Raw genomic sequence first — 25,752 nt, 5'->3', positions numbered from 1 at the left:
CGCAGCACCCAAAAGCGCCGGGGAAACCCGTCGAAACCGGGATGTCTTTCGGGCTTGGACGTGCAGCCTGAGGCAAAGCCCGGAGTCCGGCCCCCCTCTCCTCCGTCATGCCGGCCCCCGAGCCGGCATCCGGCAGGCCCGCGTCGGCGAGCCGGAAGACTCTTTCCGGAGCATCGTCAACAAGGAATGTCTCTCACCGCGCGGACGCGGGGGGCACTGGCCCCCGGCTCGGGGGCCGGGGTGACGCGGGCGGAGGGTGCGGCGAGACCCAGTCGCCGGATGGTCACCCTGGTCTGATGACAGGAGTCACCCGGCCTGCCCTACCAGACCTGGCTTGGCGTCGCCGAGCCCGACAGTTCGGCCAGCCGCCGCCGCGTCGCCCCGGTGGTGCCTTCCGGCAGGTTGGAGGTATCGAAGAACCCGGTGTCGATGATTTCCGCGTCGCGGAGCTTGGGGGCCGTCTGGCTCACCTGGCAGCGGTAGAAGACCACATGGTCGCGCGGACTGGTCAGATGGTTGAAATAGACCGCGAACAGCCGGGGTTCGGCGTCCAGCACCAGATTGCCCTCCTCGGAAAGTTCCTTCGCCAGCGCGGCAAGCACGGTCTCGCCGCGCTCGACGCCGCCGCCCGGCATGTGCCAGCCGGGCACATAGGAGTGCTTGACCAGAAAGATCCGGCCCTCCGCGTCGTAGCAGGCCGCGCGCACGCCCAGCGTCATCGCCCGGGTCAGCGCGAACCAGACATGAATGGCTCGGGTCACCAGGCGCGCGCGCACCGAGCGCATCTCCGGCGGACGCCCGCCAAAACCGTCATCACCGTCGGCGCCGGGTTGCGGGTCGGCCACCGGCTCGCTATTGCTTGAGCCATGTTTCGATTGGCCCACATCTCCGATATTCATCTTGGTCCCCTGCCTAAGGTGTCGCTGTCCGAACTCGCGTCCAAGCGCATCACCGGTTATGTGAACTGGCATCGCAACCGCGGCAAGCATCTTTTCGGCACCACGCTGGATACGGTCACCGATTCCATTGAGGCACTCGGCGTCGATCATGTCGCCATCACCGGCGACATCGTCAACCTGGCCACGCGCACCGAAATCGATACCGCGCGAACCTGGCTGGAAACCGAATTCGAGCCGGCCCGCACCACGCTGGTTCCGGGCAATCATGACGCCTATGTGCCCAATGCGCTCGAGCGCGTGGTCCGGAGTTGGCGGCCCTGGATGCTCTCGGGGGCGCAGCACACCGGGGGCGACGGCGCGAGCAGCCCGTTTCCGACCATGGCGCGGCGCGGTCCGGTGGCGCTGATCGGCATTTCGACGGCCAACGCCACCATGCCGTTCATGGCCAGCGGCGACCTGAGCCGGAAGCAGATCCGGGCGGCGGGCGGCCTGCTCGACGAGGCCGGCCGCGAGGGCCTGTTCAGGGTGGTGCTCATCCACCATCCGCCGATCCGCGGCGCCGCCGCCTGGCACAAGCGGCTCAAGGGCATCGGCCGCTTCGCCGACATGATCTCGGAGCATGGCGCCGAACTGGTCCTGCACGGCCACACCCATCTCGACACGCTCTACGAGCTTGAAGGCCGCGACGGCATGGTGCCCGTGGTCGGTATCGCCTCGGCGAGCCAGGGACTGGGCGGCCACAAGCCGCCCGCGGGCTTCAACCTGTTCGAGATTGCGGGCGAACGCGGCGCCTGGCAGCTCGGGCACAAGCGCTTTCACCTCGGCGACGACGGGCAGACCATGGTCGAAAACCCGCTGGCCGTCATCGGCGGACCGCTTTCCGGCAAGCTCGAGGGCTGACACGGGGCACCCGGACCGACAGGGCCGCGGCAGAGCTGGCGCGGTCGGCGCTGCGTCTGTCCGGACGGCACAGATTTCGCTTCGCCGGGGGCCATGCGCCGGCTCACAGTCTGGAGCGCCGGTATCGACCCAAAGGGACGCGTTCTAGCCCAGCACGCCGGCGATGCGGTCCCAGAAGGCGCCGACCAGCGCCGCCACGCCCGCGACACAGCCGAGGATGAACCAGGACAGGCCGATGACCAGCCCGGCGCTGCGGCCCTGCCTGCGCTCCGGCGGCAGGATCGCCTGCGGCATGCTGTCCGCGGCGCCGTCGGCCGCCTCGGCACCGCCGACGGGCTCCTCCGCAGCAGCGGCGGGGGCTTCATCGGATGCGGCGTCCGGTCGGGCGCCCGCCGCGGCCGCGTCGGGGAGCCGGTCCCTGTAGGCCTCGAAATCGCCCGCCAGAATCCGCTCGCGCTCGATGACGCGTTCGGCCACGTAACGGCCGACGAGATCGGCGGTCTGGCCGAGATCGCTGGTCTCGCTCATCACCACCCTGCCGAGCCGCGTGTCGCGGACGAAGCGGAAGACGCGGCGGTCGCGGCCCATATGCACATGCGCCACGGCGTCGATCCACAGCCGCGGCTGCTGGCCCGAGGAGACGCCGAAATCGAAGCGGTCGTCGGCCGGATCGATGTCGGCGAACACCGGCCTGAGTTCGTCGGCGAGCAATTCCAGCCGCGCCAGATCGGCGTCGCGCATATCGACCACCACGTCGCCGCGGTCGGCCGAGGCGATCTTCACCTCGCGCACGATGTCGGCAAGACGGCGCTCGGCTGTCTGTGGCTTGGAAGGTTCGCTCATTTGAGCCTCCGCCGGTTGGCGCACGGTTTCATCAAAGCCGGAGCCGGACCGGGCGCAATCGCCAGCCCGTGCCCCAGGGTTAATTTTTCCTTAGCACAGCTTGACGGGCATGGCGAGAAGCCCGGTTCGGCTTTTGTTCGCTCCGACCGGCAGGGCGAATGCCCCGGAATCAGCCGCCCGTCTGGTGGCGGAGCACCCGCACGATCGCGCCGGCGGCCTCCTCGGGCAGCATGTGGCCATGCCCAGGCAACAGGCTGAGCGCAAAACTGGCCGGCAGTCCCGCCGGGCCGGGACAGGGCACGACATGATCGTCGCCGCCCCAGATCACCGCCACCGGCATGTCGAGCGCTGCAAGCTGCGCCTGCGGGATGACGCCCTGGCCCTGGTCGGGGCCGGCCGGGAACATCGAGGCATAGGTCTCGCCGAGCGCCGCCATCGCCCCGGGCGCTCGGCGGGCGGCGGCCTGTGCGGCGATTTGGTCCGCGGGCCAGTCAAAGCCGGGCGCTGCCATCTCGGTCCAAAGCGCGCGGATCTCCGCCTCGTTTTCGGCCTGCGCGTATCGGCCGAGCAACTCGGCATTGATCTCGGGCGCCATGCCGCCGGGGGCGATCAGCGTCAGCGAGGCCACCCGCTCGGGCGCCCTGAGTGCGATCAGCGCGGCGACTGCGCCGCCCATCGAATGGCCGCAGAGATGGAAGCGGGCAAGGCCGCGCCCCTCGAGCCCGGCGGCAATCGCCTTGGCCATGCGTCCGGCGCCGCCGCGGCCCTCGGCATGGAGCGAGCCGCCATGCCCTGGCAGATCCACCGTCACCGCCGGCTGCCGATCGCCGAGCGCGGCGATTACGGCGTCCCAGCTCGAGCCGAGTCCGCCGAACCCGTGCAGGAAGACGATCGGAACGCCCGAGGCGGGACCGGAGGCGGTGAAGTTGAGCTCTGACATGGTCACTCCCGGATGGGGACGCCACCGCGCGGGCGGCGGCGTCCGGTGTCAGGCCGCGCCTTGCGCGTCGAGCGCACGGTTGGCGGCGGAAACCACCGCAGCCAGCGAGGCGGCGACGATGTTGGTGTCTATGCCGGCGCCGAAAAGCTTGCCGGCCGGCGTCTCCATTTCCATGTAGCTGATCGCGGCCGCGTTGGAGCCGTGCTGCATCGAGTGCTCGGAATAGTTGGCCACCGTCAGCTCGATGCCGAGATAGGTAGACAGCGCATTGACGAAGCCGTCGATCGGGCCCGTGCCGCGGCCTTCGATGCGCCTGGTCTCGCCACCGTCGGTGATCTCGGCCGAAACGATGCGGATCGCCTTGTTGGCCGGATCGGTGTGGGTGTGATGGTCGACGAATTTCAGCCTCGCGCCGGGCTGCTCGACATAGAGCTGCATGAAGCGGTCGTGGATCGCCTTCGACGGCAGTTCCTTGCCGCCTTCGTCGGTGATGCGCTGGATGTCGCCGCGGAACTCCACCTGCAGCGCGCGCGGCAGGGTGAGGCCGTAATCCTCCTGCATGATGTAGGCGATGCCGCCCTTGCCCGACTGCGAATTGATGCGGATGATCGCCTCGTAGCTGCGGCCGACGTCCTGCGGGTCGATCGGCAGATAGGGCACTTCCCACAGGCTCTTGTTGGCCTGGCGGATCGCCTTCATGCCCTTGTTGATGGCGTCCTGGTGTGATCCCGAAAACGCGGTGTAGACCAGTTCGCCGACATAGGGGTGGCGCTCGGGGATGGTCATCTCGTTGGAATACTCGAACACTGCCTTGATGCGCTCGATATCCGAACAATCGAGCTTCGGATCGACGCCTTGCGTGAACATGTTGAGCGCCAGCGCAACAACGTCGACATTGCCGGTGCGCTCGCCATTGCCGAACAGGGTGCCCTCGACCCGGTCGGCGCCGGCCATCAGGCCCAGTTCGGTGGCGGCGATGCCGGTGCCGCGGTCGTTGTGCGGGTGCAGCGAGACGATGACGTTCTCGCGGTTGTCGATATTTCGGCACATCCATTCGATCTGGTCGGCATAGATGTTGGGCGTCGCCATTTCCACCGTCGAGGGCAGATTGAGGATCAGCTTGTTGTCCGGCGTCGGTTGAATGATCTCGATGACGGCATTGGAGATTTCCAGCGCCACTTCCAGCTCTGTGCCGGTGAAACTCTCCGGCGAATACTCGAAGCGGAAATCGCCGCCGGCCTTCTCGGCCATGTCCTTGATCATCTTCGCCGCATCGATGGCGATCTGCTTGATGCCGGCCACATCCTTGTCGAACACCACGCGGCGCTGCAATTCGGATGTCGAATTGTAGAAATGCACGATCGGCCGGTTGGCGCCTTCAAGCGCCTCGAAGGTGCGGGTGATCAGCTCAGGCCGGCACTGCACCAGCACCTGCAGCGACACGTCGGCTGGCACATTGCCCTCCTCGATGCACCAGCGGGCAAAGTCGAAATCGGTCTGCGAGGCCGACGGGAAGCCGATCTCGATTTCCTTGAAGCCCATGTCGAGCAGCAGCTGGAACATCCGCGCCTTGCGGTCATGGCCCATCGGGTTGATCAGCGACTGGTTGCCGTCGCGCAGGTCGACCGAGCACCAGATCGGTGCCTTGTCGATCTGCTTGGAGGGCCAGGTTCGGTCGGGAATGTTGATGGCCGGGTAAGGCTGGTACTTCGAGGCGGCGCCGGGCATGCCCTTCTGGCCGCTTGCGGAATGTGCTGTCATGATCGTCTCTCGCTCTGGGGCCCTCCCCGGCGGACGCGCGTCAGGCGCAGTCCCGGTCCGGGCCGTCATTTCTCAATGGAAGAAATTGTGGAAGTTCGCAAGGAGCTGCACCGCCGGCGCGTCGACCGCCGGACGCTCCTCAACGAGCCCGGCGATCGCCACTAAGCGAAAGAAGCAGCAGGCCGCCAAGACGCGCATGCGAAACCACCGCCGCCGAAAAGCGGGCGAATGAGGTCTCGGAGGGGCGCGAGGTCTTGGTCATGGCAGCTGGATACAGCGGACGGGGAAATATGGCAAGGGGGTGGGGCGTGGGCGGTGAACACGAAAACACAGATCAACGACGGTAAGCGACGTAAATACAGTTACATCGTTGAGACGGGAACCGATGTCTTTCTGCCATTTGGTTTCCACGATAAGACACGCCCCTTGAAACTTATTGGACGAGAGCTCTTCAATCGGATATAATGAAGGAGGAGGTACTTTAATGGCAGAGCTCCCTTTTTTTGAGAATGGACAGAAAAGCGAACAGGCAGCTACTGAATTAGCGCTGCTTGAAGGCAGTACCACCTCGCCGAACGACGAGGTTCGTGGTGAAGGCGAATTGCAAGAGTTCTACTTGCCGGTTACCGGTTTTTTCCAGTTCTACCCCGAAGAACTCGCAATCATAAATCATCCCGCGTTCCAACGGTTAAGCAAAATAAATCAACTTGGCCAAGCCCATCTCGTATACCGCGGCGCAACTCACAAAAGAATTGAGCATGTGCTGGGATCAACTGCGGTGGCGGACAAAATTTGCCGCTCAGTCAAAGAAAATATGATTAGAAGAGCCGTAAGACATCCTGGGAGAAACCATCCACCAGCTTTAAGTTTACAGGAAATCAGATTTATTCGCCTAAGCGCCTTATTACACGATATTGGGCATGTGGCAGCCGGACATACATTGGAAGATGAATTAAATCTATTAGACATACACGATGGTCACCCTCGCATCGATTTCATCTTGGATCGAACAGATTGGCCTGGCGGCGAATCAATTTCGCTACGAAAATTAATTGACGACATGTATTCGAATTTTCTGCCACCACCGCTCAAGAAAAAGGGCATGACCCCCTCGCTTCTCATTACACTTATAATACGAAAACATCCCAAAGATAAAGATAAGTATGAAAAAAATTATGAGGCACTGGCATCATCAGATCATATAAGGTTTCGTGTCTGCCAAAATATTGTTGGAAATACAATATGCGCAGATCTTCTAGATTATATTTATCGAGACTGGTACCATATTGGGCGTGTACGAACAGTCGAAGACCGACTGTATCAATACATGGAAATCGCCCGCGGCCCCGATTCCAGCCATGCATTGGGCGATAGCAACCCAAGCTGCTATGATGAGTTTGTTATCCGTCTGACTTCAAGTACGGGAAGAACGCGAACAGACGGAGTAACAGCTATACTTGGTTTACTTGAATGGAGGTACGAGCTAGCTGAAACAGTTCTTTTTCATCGAACTAAAGCAGCAGCTGCATCCATGCTGGGTAGGGCATTTTTTGAGCTCTGGGGCACCGACTCCAGCGAGAAACTACTAGAGCGCGTCATCGACTTAAGCGATGATCAGCTGTTAGATTACGCTTTGGATGAATGTTCGCCAACGCAAAATAATATAGATGAGTATTACGAAACACGTTCAAAAATCACAGCAAAATCTATTTTGCATAAATTAAAGAATAGACGCCTTCAGAAAGAATTTGTGAGCTACGAATCCCGAAAACTGCTCGATGCGAAAAAAGCCGGATTGGCAGAACGGTTCGGTGTGCATGGATCAAAAAAATCTTCAATTAACCGCTACACGGTAGCGCGCGATATTGAGTTGGATTTTGAATTGCCTGCTGGAAGCATTTCAATATATTGCACGGAAGTTAAGCCAAAGATAGCGGACGTAAACATTGAAGTAGATGGGGAGGTCGCAAGATTTAGCGAATATGAATCTGGCAAGAATAAAATGAGCACTAAAGATTCGCTAACAGGGGGGCATTTGTCCGCGCAGATAAAACGGTTTTCAGGACTTTGGAAAATTCAATTCTTTATTGACCTTGATGTCAAGGAGAACATGGATCCTAAAGATTTGCGAAGAATAGATAGATTTATTAAAGAGGTTGTCACCTCCGTTGGAAGCCCGCCCGCGCATGTGTCTGAGCGCTGCCGTTCCTTAGCTCGCGATTTTGTGGATGCCAAGGCCAAGCTGGGAGACAACAATATAAAATTCGTTGACAACGCTGATGATGAGGAACTAGCCGCCCGTCTGATCGCCGATGTCGGACCAGAGCCCCGTTATCCCAATGGAGTTCTCTGTTTAAGAAATTTCTTCCGCCGCGACGGCGAAAAATAACTGTGAGGCTCAGTGTGCAAGCAGCACTTGAATTTCAACATTTCGAGGCGAAAATAGTCGCGATGGCGACTAAGCTTAGAAGCAATGACGACTCTCCGTTGTTTTTTTTGAGTGAATATTGCGCAACCAACCGAATATCCATCAAAAAGGGCCCGGAAATTCCGAGACTAGCTGCCAAGCTCTCTCGCCCGCGAGAAGGAAAATTCAGATACAGTATTTCGCTTCCGATGGTGCCGATTCGTTCATATGAGCGGTTTTGTATTGCCCACGAACTTGCTCACGTGGCGATTGAGGAAGCCCAATTTCCAGAGAATCTAAAACACTTTAATCACTGGAAAATCGAGGAGCTTTGCGACCGATTTGCAAGAAATCTATTAATATCTGATGACTATATCTCTACATGCTTGTCGAAAAATTATCCCAAGAATACGAACGATTGGTTGGAATTCTGCGATTTGTTATCACGCGAGTGTCGGGTTCCATGGATGCAGGCGGGAATAAGAATTACAGAATTGAATAATAATTTAGCATTTCTACGATTTTGTTGGCTTGATGACAATTTTGAGCGAGACCTATACATAAAAAGTACGTCTTTAAAAGGAAGAAGAGGAACAAATCGCACAATTATAGAAAGTTCTAACCTTTCCAATGCTTTAAATCTCCTTACATCAAGATCATTAGTATGTGATAATTGGAGGGGATTGCTAATTGACGCGTTGGGGCGAAGCTTTGAAATTGAGAGAGACCCTGTTTTAGACGATTTATTGGGAACAGATCTGAGCCAGATTGCAGTCAGAGCAGAATTTGGCAGGTACCCGTGTATTTTTGCCTGTTCTTCCAACAAGAGGGGGTGATTCAAACCGCAGAACAAGCCAGTTTGGCCGAGTTTTGCCGATCCGCGCTGAACCCGTTTTGCCGATGCTCAGTTTTTTGCGCAATACCTGGATGCTGTCCGCAACTTTCGAGATCGTTCGGGGCTGTGCACATTCCCCCACCCCATCCCCAACAAAGCCAACCCTTTAGCCAAAATCCACCCCCATTTCTTCACCACCTTTCCCACCCGTGCAGCACTGACATCGCCTTCCGCCAGCACGGATGGGCCGGGATGACGGATCCCGGTCCGGCGGGAGGCGGTGAAGTCCGGGCGGCGCCGGGCCGAACCGCGCCGCCGGACGGAACGAGGAGACGGACACCCCGGCCTTCGCGCCGGAACGGAAGACAGCGCCGGCCCGCACCGGCGTTCCGGCCTCGGCCTTTGGCCAGGGGCGCCCGGCTCAAGGACGGGTTCGGCAGCGGTCACGCCGTACGAAACGACCCGTCCGGGGATGCGTGAACGGCCCTCGATCCGGGATCAGCTCGCCGCCCGGAAGGCGGCAGGCCCTTGAGCCGGCGGGGCGCGCGAGCGAGCCAAAAGCCACACCCTAGCATTTCATTCGGGCACGCTAAGGCGTGCGCCCCGCATTCCGGCTCCTGTCGGAAACACTGGAACAGCCCCAACCCGTCGTCGACAAGGGCGTGCGCGGGGTTTCGGCGTGCCAGTAGGGGGCATCGCGCCCCGGAACAACCGCGAACGCCGCCTTTTTCACCAGAATCCCGTTTCGGCCTTGCTTGTGACATGGGATTTTCCTAATTGCCCCTGACGCCCGGCAGAGCCGGGCCCGCACACCCGCGTGCAAAATGCCCCTTCCCCGTGATAGCCAGGACGGACGAGAGAGTGATCCAGACCCCCTATTACCTGATCGACAAATCGAAGCTGCGCGTCAACATGGAGAGGATCGCCCGGCTTCGCGACCTCTCCGGCGCCAAGGCCCTGCTGGCACTCAAATGCTTCGCCACCTGGGGCGTGTTCGACTTCATGGCCGACTACATGGACGGCACCACCTCGTCGTCGCTGAACGAGGTGCGGCTCGGCCGCGAGCGCTTCGGCAAGGAGACCCATGCCTATTCGGTCGCCTATGCCGACCACGAGATCGACGAGGTGGTCTCCCACGCCGACAAGATCATCTTCAACTCCATCAGCCAGCTCGATCGCTTTGCCGGCAAGGCCGATAGCATCACCCGCGGGCTCAGGCTCAATCCCGGCGTCTCCTCCTCGAGCTTCGATCTGGCCGATCCGGCGCGTCCGTTCTCGCGGCTCGGCGAATGGGATATCGGCAGGGTCGAACCGGTGATGGAGCTGATCTCCGGCTTCATGATCCACAACAACTGCGAGAACGGCGATTTCGCCCTCTTCGACCGCATGCTCGGCGAGATCGAGCAGAAGTTCGGCCCGCTGCTCAAGAGGGCGGAATGGGTCAGTCTCGGCGGCGGCATCCACTTCACCGGCGACGATTATCCGCTGGAGCGCTTCGCCGAGCGGCTCAAGCGCTTTGCCGGCGACTACGGCGTGCAGGTCTATCTCGAGCCCGGCGAAGCCTCGATCACCCGCTCGACGACGCTGGAGGTCACCGTGCTCGACACGCTGTTCAACGGCAAGCACCTCGCCATTGTCGACAGCTCCATCGAGGCCCACATGCTCGATCTGCTGATCTACCGCGAGAACGCCAAGCTCGCACCCAGCACAGGCGACCACCGCATCATGGTCTGCGGCAAGTCTTGCCTCGCCGGAGACATCTTCGGCGAATTCAATTTCGAGGCCCCGCTGCAGGTCGGCGACCGGATTTCGATCCAGGACGCCGCCGGCTACACGATGGTCAAGAAAAACTGGTTTAACGGCGTGAGAATGCCGTCAATCGCCATTCGAGAACTGGATGGCAGCATCAGGACGGTCCGTGAGTTCGACTACACGGATTTCGAACAAAGCCTCTCTTGAGGCTTCTGACGATTGGACACAGGAGTTGGTCCCACATCATGAAAAAAAACGTACTCATCATCGGCGCCGGTGGTGTCGCCCAGGTCGTTGCCCACAAATGCGCCCGGAACAACGACGTGCTCGGTGACATCCACATCGCCTCGCGCACCCGTGCCAAATGCAACGCCATCATCGCCTCGATCCACGACAAGCAGGCGATGAAGCAGCCCGGCGTGCTTAAGGCCCACGCGCTTGACGCCTTCGACATTGAGGCCACCAAGGCGCTGATCGAGAAGACCGGCGCCGAGATCGTCATCAATGTCGGCACGTCGTTTCTCAACATGTCGGTGATGCGCGCCTGCATCGACACCGGCACCGCCTATATCGACACCGCCATCCACGAGGAGCCGGGCAAGATCTGCGAAACCCCGCCCTGGTACGGCAATTACGAGTGGCAGCGCGCCGAGGAATGCGCCGAGAAGGGCGTGACCGTCATTCTGGGCGCCGGCTTCGATCCGGGCGTCGTCAACGCCTATGCGAAACTCGCCAAGGACGACTATTTCGACACCGTCACCGACGTCGACATCGTCGACATCAATGCCGGCAGCCACGGCAAGTACTTCGCCACCAATTTCGATCCGGAAATCAATTTTCGCGAGTTCACCGGCGTGGTCTATTCCTGGCAGGACGGCCAGTGGCAGACCAACAAGATGTTCGAGATCGGCAAGACCTACGACCTGCCGGTGGTCGGCCCCTCGAAGGCCTATCTCTGCGGCCATGACGAGGTGCACTCGCTGGCAAAGAACATGGACGGCGCCGATGTGCGCTTCTGGATGGGTTTTGGCGATCACTACATCAACGTTTTCACCGTGCTGAAATCGATCGGGCTGCTGTCGGAACAGCCGGTCAGGCTCGCCGATGGTTCCGAAGTGGTGCCGCTCAAGGTGGTCAAGGCCTGCCTGCCCGATCCGGCGTCGCTGGCGCCGGGCTACACCGGCAAGACCTGCATCGGCGATTTCGTCAAGGGTCTCAAGGACGGCGTCGAGCGCGAGGTCTTCATCTACAACGTCGCCGACCACAAGGACGCCTACAATGAGGTCGGCTCGCAAGGGATCTCCTACACCGCCGGCGTGCCGCCGGTCGCCGCCGCCATGCTGGTCGCCACCGGCGAGTGGGATGTGGGCAGAATGGCCAATGTCGAGGAACTCGATCCGAAACCCTTCCTCAACATCCTCAACCACAACGGCCTGCCGACCCGCATCCGGGACGAGAACGGCGACCGCGCCCTGGAGTTCTGAGCCCAGCGGACAGCCGCGAGAGAATTGAGATATCAGGGACCCCGCCGGAGCAGTTCGGCGGGGTTTTTCTCTGCCACCGCCGCCCTCACCGCCATGGCACCGCCTCCATCGCCGTCATCCTCGGGCCTGTCACGAGGATCTGCCGTTGGCGGCGGACGGCGAGGTCGACGCCGGGAAAGCCACCGCAGATGCTCGGCACAGGGCCGGGCATGACGACATGCCAGCGGATCTGCCCCAGGCGGCGGACGGCCCTACGCCCTGTGCCGGTAGACGAGCACCTCGGGGCCCGGCCGCTCCGGATCCAGTTCCAGCTCCGCGTCCAGCCGCTCGGCCAGTCGGCGCGAGCCGTGGTTGTCGGGATCGATGTGGCTGACCAGGGTTTCCAGCCCGCGCACGGAGAATGCCCAGTCGCGCAGCGCCTGCGCCGCCTCGAAGGCGTAGCCGTTGCCCTCGGCGCCGGGATAGAGTTGCCAGCCGAGTTCGTGTTCAGGAAACAGCGGGCCGTGATGGATGCCGACCTGGCCCAGGCATTCGCCTGTGGCGCGGCTTTCGATCATCAGCGTCCCCTGTCCCATCAGCGGCCATTGCGCCAGATTGTGGCAGAACAGGCCCCAGGCGTCGCCCAGCGAATGCGGCCCATCCAGATGGACGGCTCGATCCGACATCATCAGCCGCGCATAGGCCGGCCAGTCGTCCATGGTCTGCGCCCGAAGCAGCAGCCGTTCGGTCTCAAGTGTCGGAATCTCGGTCATGGGCTCTTTCGTCGGACGGCCGTCGGCAGCCGGGCCGCCGGTCACGGGTGAAGGATGCGCACGGGCCTGCGCGGTTCCGGGCGACGGCCGGGCAACGAAAAGCCCCGCCGGTGCAGACCGGCGGGGCCCTGCATGCGGTGCCGAAGGCTGGGTCAGATCTCGGTCTGGCTGGTGACGATCTTCGACACCAGGCCGTAAGTGATGGCGTCCTCGGCGGAGATCCAGTAGTCGCGGTCGATGTCCTTGGCGATCTTTTCCTCGGTCTGGCCGGTGGCCTTGGCGAAGATCCTGATCAGCCGCTTGTTCATCTTGATGATCTCGTTGGCCTGGATCTCGATGTCGGAAGCCATGCCGCGGGCGCCGCCGGAGGGCTGGTGCAGCAGGAAGCGGGTGTTGGGCAGGCAGATGCGCCGTTCCTTCGGCACCGAGACATAGATCAGCGCGCCGGCGGAGGCGACCCAGCCGGTACCGATCATCGTGACCTTGGGCTTGATGAACTTGATCATGTCGTGGATGGCGTCACCCGATTCGACGTGGCCGCCCGGCGAGTTGACGAAAACCCGGATGTCCTCGTCGCTCGCCGCCGACAGCGCCACCAGCTGGGCGCAGACCTTCTGCGCCAGTTCCTGGGTGATGCCGCCATAGATAAAGATGGTGCGGGATTTGAACAGGTTGGCTTCGGCGTCCTTGCCCAGCGGCGCTTCGGTCTTCTTGTTGTCGTCGTCTTCGTCATTCATGAACATGGGCATGGCTCCGATTGTATCTGTGTCCGCAGATAATACGAACCGCCGGCAATAACAATGGCAGCGCGGCAATCGCTGCTGCCGTGTTGCCCGGCAATGCGAAACGCCGCGCTTTGGGCGCGGCGTTTCCGATCTCATTCAAAGACTGTCAACGGCTGACGATCCTGCGGGCTCAGCCGCGGGCGACGGCCTTGTCGCCGGCCTGTTCCGGCCGCGGGCGGCGGTCGGCGCCGCGACGGCGGCGATTGCCGGGCTTGCCGGCTGCTTCACCGGTGGCATTGGTTGCGGCCGGAGCCGCGCCCTGCGCGAAGGCGGGACGGCCGCCGGGCTTGCGGCCCTGGCCGGATCCCGGATTGCCGTTGCGACCGCCGCCGGGCTTGCCCGCACCCTGGCCGGGCCGCTGGCCCTGACCCGGACGCTGACCCTGGCGGGGAGCCGGACGGATCGGCTTGAAATCGGTGTCTTCTTCGAGCGCGTCGGCGAACGTGCCTTCCGGCGCGTTGGTCACCGGAATGGCGACCTTGAGAAGCTTCTCGATGTCGCGCAGCAGCGAGCGTTCGTCGGGCGCGCAGAAAGTGACGGCATGGCCGGCTGCACCCGCGCGAGCCGTACGGCCGATGCGGTGGATGTAGACTTCCGGCACGTTGGGCAGTTCGTAGTTGACCACCAGCGTCACGCCCGGCACGTCGATGCCGCGGGCGGCGATGTCGGTGGCGATCAGGACGGGCACGGTGCCGGCGCGGAAGCCGGCGAGCGCGCGCTCGCGCTGGCCCTGCGACTTGTTGCCGTGGATGGCGGCTGCGTTGATGCCTTCGGCCTCAAGGCGCTTGGTGGCCTTGTCGGCGCCGCGCTTGGTGCGGGTGAAGACGATGACGCGCTCGCCCTTGCGGGTGCGGATCAGGCCTGCCAGCGCGCTCATCTTGGCCGGGGTCTGCAGGTGCATGACCGACTGTTCGATCCGGTCGGCGGTCTTGGTGACAGGGATCACCGAGACTTCCACCGGATTGCTCAGGTGCTTGGCAGACAGCTCGCGGATTTCCTTCGGCATGGTGGCAGAGAACAGCAGCGTCTGGCGCTTGGCGGGAGTCATCGCCAGGATGCGCTTGATCGCCGGCATGAAGCCGATGTCGAGCATCTGGTCGGCTTCGTCGAGAACGACGATTTCGGTTTCGTTGAGCGACACGGCGCGCTGCTCGATGAGGTCCATCAGCCGGCCCGGGGTGGCGATCAGGATGTCGACGCCGCCGAGCAAGGCCTTGATCTGCGGCTTGATGGAGACGCCGCCGACGACAACGGCGGAGCGCAGATGCATCTTGCGGCCGAGATCCTTGACCGAACGCGCGATCTGGGAAGCCAGTTCGCGGGTCGGCGACAGGATCAGGCACTGCACCTTCTTCGGCGCCGCCGGCTTGAGCGGCGAGAGCAGGTGCAGGATCGGCAGGGAGAAGGCGGCGGTCTTGCCTGTGCCGGTCTGGGCCAGGCCGATGACATCGCGCCCGGCGAGCACGGGCGGAATCGCCTGCACCTGGATCGGGGTCGGGGCGGTCATGTTGAGCTGCGCGAGCGCCTCGAGAAGCGGACGCGAAAGGCCAAGGGATTCAAAGGACATGAAAAATCTTTCCGGTGTTTGGGAAGGAGCGGGCGCGCGCGGTCATGCGCTGCGGCCTCGGCCTTGCCCGACAAAAAATTCCCTCCGGCTCCGGTATGGAGCCAAGGGTGTTCGGGTTGGGCGCATCGCCGCTGGAGACGCGAAAATTTCGGGGTGGACGTAAGGGGAAGTCAGAACACGCAACATACATGAGAATACATGAGCGTGCAGCGGCCGAGTTGGCCCCTATCCAGTTGCCGCTCTTAAGCCAGACAATTGCGGCAAAGTCAAGTCGTACGGATACGATTTCGCTGCACCGCAGCAAACGAGCGGTCCGGGCGATCCCATGCGCCAAGCCCGGCGGCCGCAGACGATGCCGCGATGGCTGCGGCCGCCCGCGCCGCCGGCGGGCTTCATCGCAACATTCCAGACTGCTGAAAACCGTGGCGCATTGCTGTCTTCGGCGGTAACCTGCCGCTGACAGTTCAAACCGGGGCAATCTGATGAACATCGAAATGATCCGCGCGGCCAGGGCGCGGCTTGACGGCCATGTGCGGCGCACCCCCCTGCTCAACTCCCCGTCTCTCGATGCGGTGGCCGGCCGGCGGGTCTGGGTGAAGGCGGAGTGCCTGCAGCACACCGGCAGCTTCAAGCTGCGCGGTGGCTGGTCGGCGATCTCGGCGATGGAGCCGGCGCTTCGGGCGCGCGGGGTCATCGCCTTTTCCAGCGGCAACCACGCCCAGGGCGTGGCCCTTGCCGCCGCCCGACACGGCGCACCCGCGGTCATCATCATGCCGGACGACGCGCCGCGGGCGAAGATCGACGCCACGCGGGCGCTCGGCGCCGAGGTCGTCCTCTATGATCGCGCCCGGGACGACCGCGACGCGATCTGCGCCCGGATCTCCGCCGATCGCGACCTGACGCTGATCCGGCCCTTCGACGACGCCTGGGTGATTGCCGGACAGGCGACCTGCGGACTGGAAATCGCCGAGCAGGCGCGAGACGAAGGCATCACAAGGGCCGACGTGCTGGTCTGCTGCGGCGGCGGCGGGTTTTCCTCCGGCGTCGCCCTGGCGCTGGAGGCCGAGGCCCCGGGGCTCAGGGTGCGCCCGGTGGAGCCGGAGGAATTCGACGACATGGCGCGCAGCCTCCGGTCGGGCGTCATCGAGCGCAACGAACGGCTCTCCGGTTCGCTGTGCGACGCGATCATCACGCCGCAGCCCGGAGCCATGACCTTTCCGATCCTGTCCCGGCTTGCCGGTCCCGGGATGGTCGTCACCGAGGATCAGGCGCTGCACGCCATGGCGCTTGCCTTTTCCGGGCTCAAGCTCGTGGCCGAGCCCGGCGGCGCCGTCGCGCTGGCCGCGGCGCTGTTTCATGGCGACGAGATCGAGGGAGACGATGTCATCGTCACCATCTCGGGAGGCAATGTGGACGCGACCGTGTTCCGCACCGCCCTCGAACGCTTTGGCGGATGATCAGGGATGCCGCCCTGCGCCGGAATGCCGTCAGCCGATGGGCCGGCCGGTGAACGGGGAGAATGCCTCGCGGATCATCCCGGCCAGCCCGTCGATGGCCGCGCTCGAACGGCGCGGATTGAGCTTGAGCACGACGCGCGATGAATCCACCGGCGGAAACCCGTCATCGAGCGTCAGTTCCCGGCAGTCCGGCGGAATGTTGCTGCGCGCCAGCGGCGCGATGGCCAAGCCGGCCGATGCGGCGGTGCGCAGGCCGCCGCCGGTGTCGCAGCTGTAGGCCACGCGATAGGCGATGGAATGCTGCGTCAGCGAGCGGATGGCGAAGTCGCGGCACCAGCCCGAATTCCAGTAGATGGCAATGGGCACCGGCCGCTTCTCGTGCCGGTCATGCAGCCGCGACGTCACCCAGACCGTGGGGTCGACCGCCAGCACTTCCCCCGCCGTGGCGTTGTTCCAGTCGAACACCACGGCGAGATCCAGTTCGTCGCTGTCCAATGCGGCAAGCTGCTGGGCGGAGTAGCCGCACATCACCGTCACCTCGGTGGCCGGATGCCGTTCGGCGAAGGCCGCCAGCGCCTGGGGCAGAATCGTGCTCGAATACTCCTCCGGTATGCCGATGCGCACGGGCCCGTCGATCGGCTCGGTGCGGATCGCCGCCTGCGTCTCTTCGAGCAGGCCGACGACCCGGCGCGCATAGGGAAGCAGACGCACGGCCTGCGCCGTCAGTTCCACGCCGCGCGGTCCGCGGAGGAAGAGTTGCGAGCCGGCAGCGTCTTCCAGGCGCCGGACCTGCATGCTGACGGCCGACTGCGTCCGACCGAGCGTCTCGGCGGCACGGGTGACATTGCGGGCGTCGGCGACGACCAGAAAGGTTCTGAGGAGTTCGCTGTCGAGAGAAGGAAGCATTGCCAGCCATCGATTTTTCTGATGTCTGCCATCATGACTATTCGTTTGTGAAATGTCCAGCCAGCAGCCCTGATGGGCTCCCGAGGCTGGAGACGAAGTCATGCAGACCGTTGCGCGATTCATCACCCGTGCTTCCGCCCGATGGCGGGTGTGGCGGCGGCGCAGAGCCGAACTGCGGCAGTTGCAGCTGATCATGATGCGCCGAAGCGATCACCTGCGGATCGATGCGGGACTGGCGGCGTCCATGCCCCGCGATGGTCAGGCCGATCACTGTCCCCGCTCCCGCCGCTGGTAGCGGAGCCGCGTCCGGCCTTTCCCGTCGTCGGTTCGGCCGTTCTCCGGCAGTGCCCCGGCCTGGAACGCGAGCGAAGCCGGAGGACGGCGCCCTATGCCAGCCGCACGCCTTCATCCTTGGCCTTGTAGGCCGGTTCGACATGGATGATCACCTGCACGCCGTCGATCTCCTTCTTCAGCACTGCTTCCAGCCGGTCGCAGATCCGGTGCGATGCTTCCACCGTCATGTCGCCGTCGACGACCAGGTGAAACTCCACGAAGGAGACGCGGCCGGCCATGCGGGTGCGGATGTCGTGCGCCTCGATGGCCCCGTTGGCGTGGTCCTTGATCAGGTCGTGGATGCGCGCCGCCTCCACCGGCTCGATCGCCTTGTCCATCAGCCCGTCGAAGGACGACGCGATCACCTTCCAGCCCTGCCAGAGAACGTTGAAGGCGACGATCAGTGCCAGCAGCGGATCGAGCCGCGGCTCGTTGAACAGGATGGCGAGCACCAGGCCAAGGATGACGCCGACCGAGGTGACGACGTCGGAGAGGATGTGATGGCCGTCGGCCTGCAGCGCCGGTGAACGATGCCGCTTCCCCACCCGCAGCAGCAGCACTGCCCAGGCAGCATTGATGCCGCCGGCGGCGCCGTTGATGGCGAGACCCAGGATGGGCGCATCGAGCATCTCGGGGTTCATCAGCCCCATCACCGACTCGCGCAGGATCATGAGCGCCGCCAGCGCGATCAGCACACCTTCGATGACGGCGGAGAAATACTCGGCCTTGTGGTGGCCGAACGGATGGCCCTCGTCGGCCGGCTTGTGGGAATAGCCGATGGCCACGAAGGCGACGAAGGCCGCCGTGACATTGACGGTGGATTCGAGCGCATCGGAAAACAGCGCCACCGAACCGGTGACGTGCCAGGCCGCGAACTTCAGCGCCATCACCCCGAAGGCGAGCGGAATCGACCAGAACGCCAGGCGCCGGACCGTCTTTGCGGACTGCGGCACCCTATTGCGCCTGGATCGAGGCGATATAGGCGATGATGGCGCCGATCTGGTCGGGCGTCGCGGTGAAGTCCGGCATGTCGGGATGCGCCGAGGTGATGTGGCCGGAGGCGAAGGCCTCCTCCAGCGCATCCATCGGATAGCGCTCGCCCAGTGTCCTGAACGGCGGCGCCATGCTGTGCGGGCTGGCGCCGGTCAGGCCGGTGGCGTGGCAGCGCGAACAGTTGAGCTCGACCAGAACCTGTCCAACGCCGACGTCCGGATCGGTCTGCGCCTGCGCCAGGCCCGGCGCCACAAGCATGACTGACGATAACGATAGCAATTTCAAAGCTTTCATGCCGCCTTCACCTTTCTGCGCCGCGCCAGATGCGCGACCACGTTCTCGATCATCCGCATGCCGGCATCCTGCCCCAGCGTCATGATCGATTCGGGATGGAACTGCACCGCCGCGATCGGCAGCTTTTCGTGCTCGAAGGCCATGATGACCCCGTCGTCGGTCTCCGCCGTAACCCGGAACTCGGTCGGCAATGCGTTGTAGTCGGCGAAGATGGAATGGTAACGGCCGACGGTGACTTCGTTCGGCAGGCCCGAGAAGATCACCCCCTTGCCCGACACCCGGATCCGCGAGGGCTTGCCGTGCACCGGCACCGCCAGTTGCCTGAGTTCGCCGCCGAAGCTTTCGGCCAGCGCCTGCAGCCCGAGACAGACGCCGAAGATCGGCAGGTCGCGGGCCCGCGCCAGCTTGATGGTGGCGGCACAATTGAAGTCCTTCGGACTTCCCGGTCCGGGCGACAGCACCACCAGATCGGGATCGAGTCGGTCGAACACCTCGGCGGCGACGGGCGAGCGCACCGTGGTCACCGTGGCGCCTGTCTGGCGGAAATAGTTGGCGAGCGTGTGGACGAAGGAATCCTCGTGGTCGACGAGCAGGATCGCCACCCCCTCGCCCACCCGCGCCGCGTCGCGGCCGGCCACCCCGGCATTGCCGAGTTTGGCCTCGCGGATCGCCGACAGCATGGCCGAGGCCTTGAGTTCGGTTTCCGCCTCTTCCTCGTCGGGCACCGAATCAAACAGCAGCGTCGCGCCCGCCCGCACCTCGGCGATGCCCTCCTTGATGCGGATGGTGCGCAGCGTCAGGCCGGTGTTCATGTCGCCGTTGAAATTGACCATGCCGACGGCGCCGCCGTACCAGGCGCGCGGGCTCTTCTCGTTGTTCTCGAGGAACCGCATCGCCCAGAGCTTCGGCGCCCCGGTCACCGTCACGGCCCAGGCGTGGCTCAGAAAGCCGTCGAAGGCGTCCATGCCGTCGCGCAGCCGGCCCTCGATGTGGTCGACCGTGTGGATGAGGCGCGAATACATCTCGATCTGGCGGCGGCCTATGACCTTGACCGAGCCCGGCTCGCAGACCCGGCTCTTGTCGTTGCGGTCGACATCCGAGCACATGGTGAGCTCGGACTCGTCCTTCTTGGAATTGAGCAGCTTGAGGATCTGCTCGGAATCCGAGATCGCGTCGTCGCCGCGCTTGATGGTGCCCGAAATCGGGCAGGTCTCGATGCGGCGGCCGTTGACCCGCACGAACATCTCCGGCGAGGCGCCGATGAGGTATTCCTGGTCTCCCAGATTGATGAAGAAGGAATAGGGCGACGGGTTGATCGCCTTCAGCCGGCGGGCGATGTCCGACGGCTGGCTTTCGCAGCGTTCGAAGAAGGTCTGGCCCGGCACCACCTCGAACAGGTCGCCGCGTTGGAAGCTCTCCTTGGCGCGCTTGACCAGTTCGGCATACTCGCCCGGATGGTGGTCGCCCTTGGGCGGGATCCGGCTGGAGGCCTTGAAGGCATCGGCCACGATGGCGCCGTCGAGGCCATGGGTATCGAGGTCGCCCAGCTTGAAGTCGTAGCGGTCGATCCAGGCCTTGGCGGAGTAATGGTCCACGACGAGGATCTCGTCGGGCATGAACAGCACCATGTCGCGCTGGTTGGCGGGCCGCTCGATCTTCAGCGGCACGGAATCGAACTGGAAGGCGAGATCGTAGCCGAAGGCGCCGTAGAGGCCGATATTGCCGTCCTCGGCGGAATGGAACAGGTCGGTGATGACGCGCAGCACCGAGAACACCGTCGGCGCCCGCGAGCGGTCTTCCTCGCTGACGGCCTTCCCGGCTTCGCTGATGCTGATCACCACCAGCCTTGCCGTCTGCTCCGTCACGCGGAACTCGGCATGTCCCGCAAGCCGGGTGGCGACGATGCCGACGAGCGCCTCGCCGCGCCCGTTGAAGGCCTCGATCTTCAGCCCGCGGCCATGCGACGAGATGCCCAGCGGCGGATCGACGATCGCCGTATCCCAGCGGGTGTAGCGGCCGGGATACTCGTAGTTGGAGGAAAACACCGCGCCGCGCCGGCTGTCGAGCGCGTCGATATAGCCGGAAATCGCATCCGCATAGGGGGTTTCACGCCGCTGCCGCGTCACTTCGACGCCACCCCTGGTCACATAGCGCTCGGCGCCGTCGGCAGTCTCGATCGTTACCATCTTGGTCCCCTGTTCCGCCGCCGGGCTCGAAGATCCAGCGGCCGAAACAAAAAAGCCGCCTGGAGACTTCCCGGGCGGCTTGTTGATCTGCAACGCACATGCGTGGTCAGTGCCGCGGGATGCGGGTCCACCACCAGTTCATGCTTGCTGCGAGTGTGCTCATGAAATCTCCATAGCGGCGAACGCGCTTTTCGGCAAGCCTCTTGTCACGTGCCCCAGCGCAAACGCCAGGTGGGTCTTGCGGAGTTGGCGAGAGGCCCGCGCCGGCCACTGCGACTGGCGCGGGAAACCATCGGTCAGAACCGCTGGGTGATGGACAGCTTGAAGGTCCGGCCCGGCTCGGAATAGAAAGCCTCCGGCTGGGTCATCGACACGTCGCGCAGGCTGACGGCGTCGTAGTAGGTCTCGTCGAAGATGTTGTAGATCCCCGCCTGGACGCTCAAGCCCTTGAGCTGGGCCGGCCTCCACCAGGCGGTGGTGTCGACGATGCTGTAGCTCGATGCCTTGTAGTTGGCTGTCGAGTTTTCGGAAACTCCGGCAACCCCGATCCAGTTGACATTGGCGCCCCAGGTCTCGGTGGCGTAGCCGGCGCCGAGGACCGCCTTGAGCGGCGCCACGGACCCCAGCACCTCGCGGGTGTCGGTGTCGATGCCGCGTGCATAGGCCAGCCCGCCGTGCAGGATGAAGCCGCTGTCGAAGGTCTTCTCCAGGCTGAACTCGGCGCCATAGATCTCGACATTGGCGCGGTTGATGCTCTGGGTCACGCCGAAGGGATAGGTGCCGGGTGTGATGCCGAGGTCGGCCTGCTCGTCCGCCGAGAGGCTGCGCGTGTCGATGAAGTCCTGGTAGCGGTTGTAGAAGCCAGTGGCCCGCCCCCTCAAAGTACCGTTGTCGTAGCTGGCGCCGATCTCGAAGCCGTTGCTGGATTCGGGCTTCAGGTCCGGATTGCCGATGCTCAGATAGGTTCCGGGGGCGCCGTAATCGAGATAGAGTTCCGAAGGCGTCGGCGCGCGGAAGGCCATCGCCCACTGGGCGAAGACATCGAATTCCGGCGTGACCTCGTACTTGCCGAGCAGCTTGGGCGACAGCTGACCCTCGCTCTGGCCATCCGGCAGGCCGGCATAGTTCGGATTCACCTGGTAGGCCGGAGTGTCTTTGGGCGAGTGCTCGTACCAGTCGTAGCGCAGGCCCGGGGTCAGCGAGAACCCGCTGCCGCCGATGCTGATCTCGTCATCGATGAAGATGCCGGCCTGGGTGGAATCGACATCCGGCATGTCGGACTGGTTGGTGTGCAGGAAATTGCACGAGAAGCTTGGCGCCTCATCGCAGGAATCCTCGCCGGACGTATACTGCGACGTCGTCCCGGTGGCAAAATTGCCGCCAATCGTGAACCTGTGGCTCAGTGCGCCGAGTTCCAGCGTCTTCTCCCCGAAACCCGACAGCCCATACGAGTCATTGGTGACTTCGCTCAGGCGCGAATAGTCGCCGACGACGGACGTGTAGCGATGGCCGTCATTGCCGCTCGACCGGCCGAGCCGCTGCCAGTAGAGCACGGCGCTGGCCGTGTCGAAGACGGACGTGTCATCGACCGCATTGTAATCGTAGTCGAACGACAGCCGTTCCCGCCTCGTGCCCTCGAAGCCCGACCAGTTTCCGGGCCGATAGTTGCCCGCTGGCGTCTGCTCGGACATCAGGTCCGTATCCTTCTGGATGTCGTAACGCTCGCCAGTGAGGCCGAATGTGTGGCCGGCCGCCGTAGCCTGGCGGATCTTGAACAGCAGATTGTTCTCATCGTAGTCGGCCGGATTGGCCTCCGTCCGCGTCGGTCCGTAGCCGCCGGTTTCGCCGTTGCTCTCGGTCTCGCCGCCGACCCGGTAGCCGCCCTGAAACAGCACGGAGGTGTCGCCCATGCGCGCCGCGACGCCGGCAAATCCGCCGATGCTCATGTCCTTGCTGTCGAAAATGGATTTCACGTAGCCGCCCGAGTTGCGGCCCTCCTCGATCAGGTCTTCCGGCTCGAGGGTCCCCAGCACCATCGCGCCGCCGAGCGCACCAGAGCCGCCACGGCTCGAATCGCCGCCGCGCACGATGTTGATGGCGTCGAGCGAATTGAAGTCGAAGCTGTTGATGCCGCCATCCGCGCCGCGGGCGCCATCTTCGAGATAGGGAATGGGAATGCCGTCAATGGTGGTGAGCACCCTGGGACCGTCGAGGCCGCGGATGTTGACGCTGCCATTGGCGCTGTTGAAGTTGACGCCCGGCTCGAGCGCCCGGCCCAGTTCCTCGATGCTGGTGATCTGGGCATCCTCGATCTGCTCTGCGGTCGTCTCCGTCGCCAGCGGCGTGTCGGCCACTCCCTTGGTTTCGCCGCCGCCCGACACGACAAGCCGCTCCAGTTCCGTGGTCGAAGCCGCGCCGTCGCTCTGCTGCGCCTGGGCTGGTGATACCAATGTGAAAACGGCAAGCGCACTGCCAGCCAGCAAGACGTCGCGGAATCGTCCGGCAACCATGTTCGGGATCCTTTCAAAGGGTCTCTGGCTGGCTGCGGGGAAACGACTTCCCGAATGGCTGGCTGGTTTTACGAGGTACATCGGGCGCTTGGGACGCCTTGTTTCTGCCACATATAAAACATGATAAATCAAGTCAAGATATAATCGGGCGATTGCCACGGTTCTGAACCAGCGCGGTCTCGCCTGTGTCGGCCCGGACACGGAAAGCCCGGCCGGTCGCCGCGGCTGTTGCAGCCGGACGGCGGGGCTGCCGTCCTTGTCGCCAACGGCTTTCCGCGCCGACCGCCTGGCAAGACGACCAGCTGCCGCTCCGGCGGTTTCGATCCCGCCCGCGGGCTGTTGCTAGAACAGGCCTTCGATCTGCCCCTGGTCGTTGATGAAGATCTTTTCCGAGGACGGGGTCCGCGGCAGGCCCGGCATGGTCATGATCTCGCCGGTGATGACGACGATGAAGCCGGCGCCCGCCGACAGCCGCACCTCGCGCACGGGCACGGTGTGGCCGGTGGGCGCGCCGCGCAGATGCGGATCGGTCGAGAACGAATACTGCGTCTTGGCCATGCAGATCGGGAGATGGCCGTAGCCCTGTTCCTCCCACTGCCGGAGCTGGTCGCGCACCGACTTGTCGGCGATCACCTCGCCGGCATGGTAGATCTCGGTGGCGATCGTCTCGATCTTTTCGATCAGCTTCATGTCGTCGGGATAGAGCGGCGCGAACTGCGCCTGGCCGGATTCGGCCAGTTCCACCACCTTGCGCGCCAGATCCTCGATGCCCGCCGAGCCCTGCGCCCAGTGCCTGCACAGGATCGCCTCGGCGCCGAGCGTGGCGACATAGTCCTTCACCGCCTGGATCTCGGCCTCGGTGTCGGAGACGAAATGGTTGATCGCCACCACCACCGGCACGCCGAACTTCTTCACGTTCTGGACGTGGCGGCCGAGATTGGCGCAGCCCTTGCGCACGGCGTCGATGTTCTCGGCTGCAAGGTCGTCCTTCTTGACGCCGCCATTCATTTTCATCGCCCGCACCGTGGCGACGATCACCGCGGCGTCGGGCTTCAACCCCGCCTTGCGGCATTTGATGTCGAAGAATTTCTCCGCCCCCAGGTCGGCGCCGAAGCCGGCCTCTGTCACCACGTAATCGGCAAGCTTGAGCGCCGTCGTCGTCGCCACCACCGAATTGCAGCCGTGCGCGATGTTGGCAAACGGGCCGCCATGCACGAAGGCCGGATTGTTTTCCAGCGTCTGCACCAGGTTCGGCTGCATGGCGTCCCTGAGCAGCACCGTCATGGCGCCGTCGGCCTTGAGGTCGCGGGCAAACACCGGGCTCCTGTCGCGGCGATAGCCGACGATGATGTTGCCGAGCCGCTTTTCGAGATCCTTCAGATCGGTCGCAAGACAAAGGATTGCCATCACTTCCGAGGCGACCGTGATGTCAAAACCGGTCTCGCGCGGAAATCCGTTGGCAACACCGCCGAGCGAGCAGGTGATGGCGCGCAGCGCCCGGTCGTTCATGTCCATCACCCGGCGCCAGGCGATGCGGCGGATGTCGATATTGAGCTCGTTGCCCCAGTAGATGTGGTTGTCGATCAGCGCCGCAAGCAGATTGTGCGCCGTGGTGATGGCGTGGAAGTCGCCGGTGAAATGCAGGTTCATGTCCTCCATCGGCACCACTTGCGAAAAGCCGCCGCCGGCGGCCCCGCCCTTGATGCCGAAATTCGGCCCCAGCGAGGCTTCGCGGATGCAGATCATCGCCTTCTTGCCGATGCGGTTGAGCCCGTCGCCGAGGCCGACCGTGGTGGTGGTCTTGCCCTCGCCCGCCGGTGTCGGATTGATCGCCGTGACCAGGATCAGCTTGCCGTCCCTGCCGCCCTTGCTGGCGGCAATGAACTCGGCGGAGACCTTGGCCTTGTCATGGCCATAGGGCAGCAGATGCTCGGACGGAATGCCGAGCCTCGCCCCGATCTCCATGATCGGCTTCTTGCTGGCGGCTCGCGCAATCGCGATATCGGATGTGAAGTCGGCCATGTCGTCGTTCCCTTCCCTGCTTTCGCCCTCCCGGCGGATTAGTGACAGCGAATAGAACCCGAAATGCGGCGCAATGCCATATCCAAGATGACACGGACCGGACGAAATGCGATGCGGGGCCGCGCC

At 63.4% G+C, this 25,752-nt stretch carries 20 protein-coding genes; 6 read left to right on the top strand and 14 right to left on the bottom strand.

Going from position 1 to position 25,752, the window contains the following annotated elements:
- Positions 1–320: 320 nt before the first annotated feature.
- Positions 321–785, bottom strand: a complete 465-nt coding sequence (locus DFR52_RS20380; protein ID WP_245415438.1) for an NUDIX domain-containing protein — start codon at positions 783–785, stop codon at positions 321–323.
- A gap of 81 nt (positions 786–866) precedes the next feature.
- Between DFR52_RS20380 and DFR52_RS20375 the strand changes: the two genes are divergently transcribed.
- Positions 867–1,799 carry a metallophosphoesterase family protein gene (locus DFR52_RS20375; protein WP_110033871.1) on the top strand — a complete coding sequence of 311 codons (933 nt, stop codon included), beginning with the start codon at positions 867–869 and terminating at the stop codon, positions 1,797–1,799.
- Between the two features lie 144 nt (positions 1,800–1,943).
- Here DFR52_RS20375 and DFR52_RS20370 read toward each other — a convergent pair whose 3' ends face one another.
- The 3 genes from DFR52_RS20370 to leuA all read right to left on the bottom strand — a co-directional run bounded on the left by DFR52_RS20370 (position 1,944) and on the right by leuA (position 5,343).
- The gene (locus DFR52_RS20370; RefSeq protein ID WP_110033870.1) at positions 1,944–2,642 is read right to left on the bottom strand and encodes a hypothetical protein; all 699 of its coding nucleotides are present in this window, start codon (positions 2,640–2,642) and stop codon (positions 1,944–1,946) included.
- A 169-nt stretch (positions 2,643–2,811) separates the two neighbouring features.
- Positions 2,812–3,582, bottom strand: coding sequence for an alpha/beta fold hydrolase (locus DFR52_RS20365; protein ID WP_110033869.1), 771 nt, complete (start codon positions 3,580–3,582; stop codon positions 2,812–2,814).
- Positions 3,583–3,630: 48 nt separating this feature from the next.
- The gene (gene leuA, locus DFR52_RS20360; protein ID WP_110033868.1) at positions 3,631–5,343 is read right to left on the bottom strand and encodes a 2-isopropylmalate synthase; all 1,713 of its coding nucleotides are present in this window, start codon (positions 5,341–5,343) and stop codon (positions 3,631–3,633) included.
- A gap of 484 nt (positions 5,344–5,827) precedes the next feature.
- On the opposite strand from leuA, the gene DFR52_RS20355 reads away from it, so the two are divergent.
- The 4 genes from DFR52_RS20355 (at position 5,828) to DFR52_RS20340 (ending at position 11,821) form a co-directional block, all read left to right on the top strand.
- A complete protein-coding gene (locus tag DFR52_RS20355; protein WP_110033867.1) occupies positions 5,828–7,732 on the top strand; it encodes an HD domain-containing protein in 1,905 nt (634 codons plus the stop codon).
- 14 nt (positions 7,733–7,746) lie between these two features.
- On the top strand, positions 7,747–8,586 hold the full coding sequence (locus DFR52_RS20350) for an ImmA/IrrE family metallo-endopeptidase (RefSeq protein ID WP_146215636.1): 840 nt from the start codon (positions 7,747–7,749) through the stop codon (positions 8,584–8,586).
- Positions 8,587–9,446: 860 nt separating this feature from the next.
- The gene (locus DFR52_RS20345) at positions 9,447–10,544 is read left to right on the top strand and encodes a carboxynorspermidine decarboxylase (RefSeq protein WP_110033865.1); all 1,098 of its coding nucleotides are present in this window, start codon (positions 9,447–9,449) and stop codon (positions 10,542–10,544) included.
- A gap of 38 nt (positions 10,545–10,582) precedes the next feature.
- Positions 10,583–11,821 (top strand): saccharopine dehydrogenase family protein, encoded by a 1,239-nt coding sequence (locus tag DFR52_RS20340; protein WP_110033864.1) that lies wholly within the window; start codon positions 10,583–10,585, stop codon positions 11,819–11,821.
- A 251-nt stretch (positions 11,822–12,072) separates the two neighbouring features.
- Here the strand turns inward: DFR52_RS20340 and DFR52_RS20335 are convergent, their stop codons facing one another.
- The 3 genes from DFR52_RS20335 to DFR52_RS20325 all read right to left on the bottom strand — a co-directional run bounded on the left by DFR52_RS20335 (position 12,073) and on the right by DFR52_RS20325 (position 14,925).
- Positions 12,073–12,573 (bottom strand): GNAT family N-acetyltransferase, encoded by a 501-nt coding sequence (locus tag DFR52_RS20335; RefSeq protein WP_110033863.1) that lies wholly within the window; start codon positions 12,571–12,573, stop codon positions 12,073–12,075.
- A gap of 152 nt (positions 12,574–12,725) precedes the next feature.
- Positions 12,726–13,310, bottom strand: a complete 585-nt coding sequence (locus tag DFR52_RS20330) for an ATP-dependent Clp protease proteolytic subunit (RefSeq protein WP_110034103.1) — start codon at positions 13,308–13,310, stop codon at positions 12,726–12,728.
- Positions 13,311–13,488: 178 nt separating this feature from the next.
- Positions 13,489–14,925, bottom strand: coding sequence for a DEAD/DEAH box helicase (locus tag DFR52_RS20325; RefSeq protein WP_110033862.1), 1,437 nt, complete (start codon positions 14,923–14,925; stop codon positions 13,489–13,491).
- A 479-nt stretch (positions 14,926–15,404) separates the two neighbouring features.
- Here DFR52_RS20325 and DFR52_RS20320 point away from each other — a divergent pair, with 479 nt between their 5' ends.
- Entirely contained in the window at positions 15,405–16,382 is a 978-nt protein-coding gene (locus DFR52_RS20320; protein WP_210205891.1) for a threonine ammonia-lyase, read from the top strand.
- A gap of 30 nt (positions 16,383–16,412) precedes the next feature.
- Here the strand turns inward: DFR52_RS20320 and DFR52_RS20315 are convergent, their stop codons facing one another.
- The 7 genes from DFR52_RS20315 to DFR52_RS20285 all read right to left on the bottom strand — a co-directional run bounded on the left by DFR52_RS20315 (position 16,413) and on the right by DFR52_RS20285 (position 25,626).
- Positions 16,413–17,288 (bottom strand): LysR family transcriptional regulator, encoded by an 876-nt coding sequence (locus DFR52_RS20315; RefSeq protein ID WP_110033860.1) that lies wholly within the window; start codon positions 17,286–17,288, stop codon positions 16,413–16,415.
- Positions 17,289–17,325: 37 nt separating this feature from the next.
- Entirely contained in the window at positions 17,326–17,559 is a 234-nt protein-coding gene (locus DFR52_RS24325) for a hypothetical protein (RefSeq protein ID WP_146215635.1), read from the bottom strand.
- Positions 17,560–17,674: 115 nt separating this feature from the next.
- Positions 17,675–18,574 (bottom strand): cation diffusion facilitator family transporter, encoded by a 900-nt coding sequence (locus DFR52_RS20305; protein WP_210205879.1) that lies wholly within the window; start codon positions 18,572–18,574, stop codon positions 17,675–17,677.
- A gap of 1 nt (position 18,575) precedes the next feature.
- The gene (locus DFR52_RS24740; RefSeq protein WP_158285005.1) at positions 18,576–18,872 is read right to left on the bottom strand and encodes a c-type cytochrome; all 297 of its coding nucleotides are present in this window, start codon (positions 18,870–18,872) and stop codon (positions 18,576–18,578) included.
- Positions 18,873–18,904: 32 nt separating this feature from the next.
- Positions 18,905–21,094, bottom strand: coding sequence for an anthranilate synthase (locus DFR52_RS20295; RefSeq protein ID WP_110033856.1), 2,190 nt, complete (start codon positions 21,092–21,094; stop codon positions 18,905–18,907).
- A gap of 296 nt (positions 21,095–21,390) precedes the next feature.
- A complete protein-coding gene (locus tag DFR52_RS20290; protein ID WP_170132323.1) occupies positions 21,391–23,604 on the bottom strand; it encodes a TonB-dependent hemoglobin/transferrin/lactoferrin family receptor in 2,214 nt (737 codons plus the stop codon).
- A gap of 342 nt (positions 23,605–23,946) precedes the next feature.
- Entirely contained in the window at positions 23,947–25,626 is a 1,680-nt protein-coding gene (locus DFR52_RS20285; RefSeq protein ID WP_110033855.1) for a formate--tetrahydrofolate ligase, read from the bottom strand.
- Positions 25,627–25,752: the final 126 nt, after the last annotated feature.

Source organism: Hoeflea marina, assembly GCF_003182275.1.
Lineage (GTDB): Bacteria > Pseudomonadota > Alphaproteobacteria > Rhizobiales > Rhizobiaceae > Hoeflea > Hoeflea marina.
This window is presented reverse-complemented; position numbering and strand designations above follow the sequence as displayed.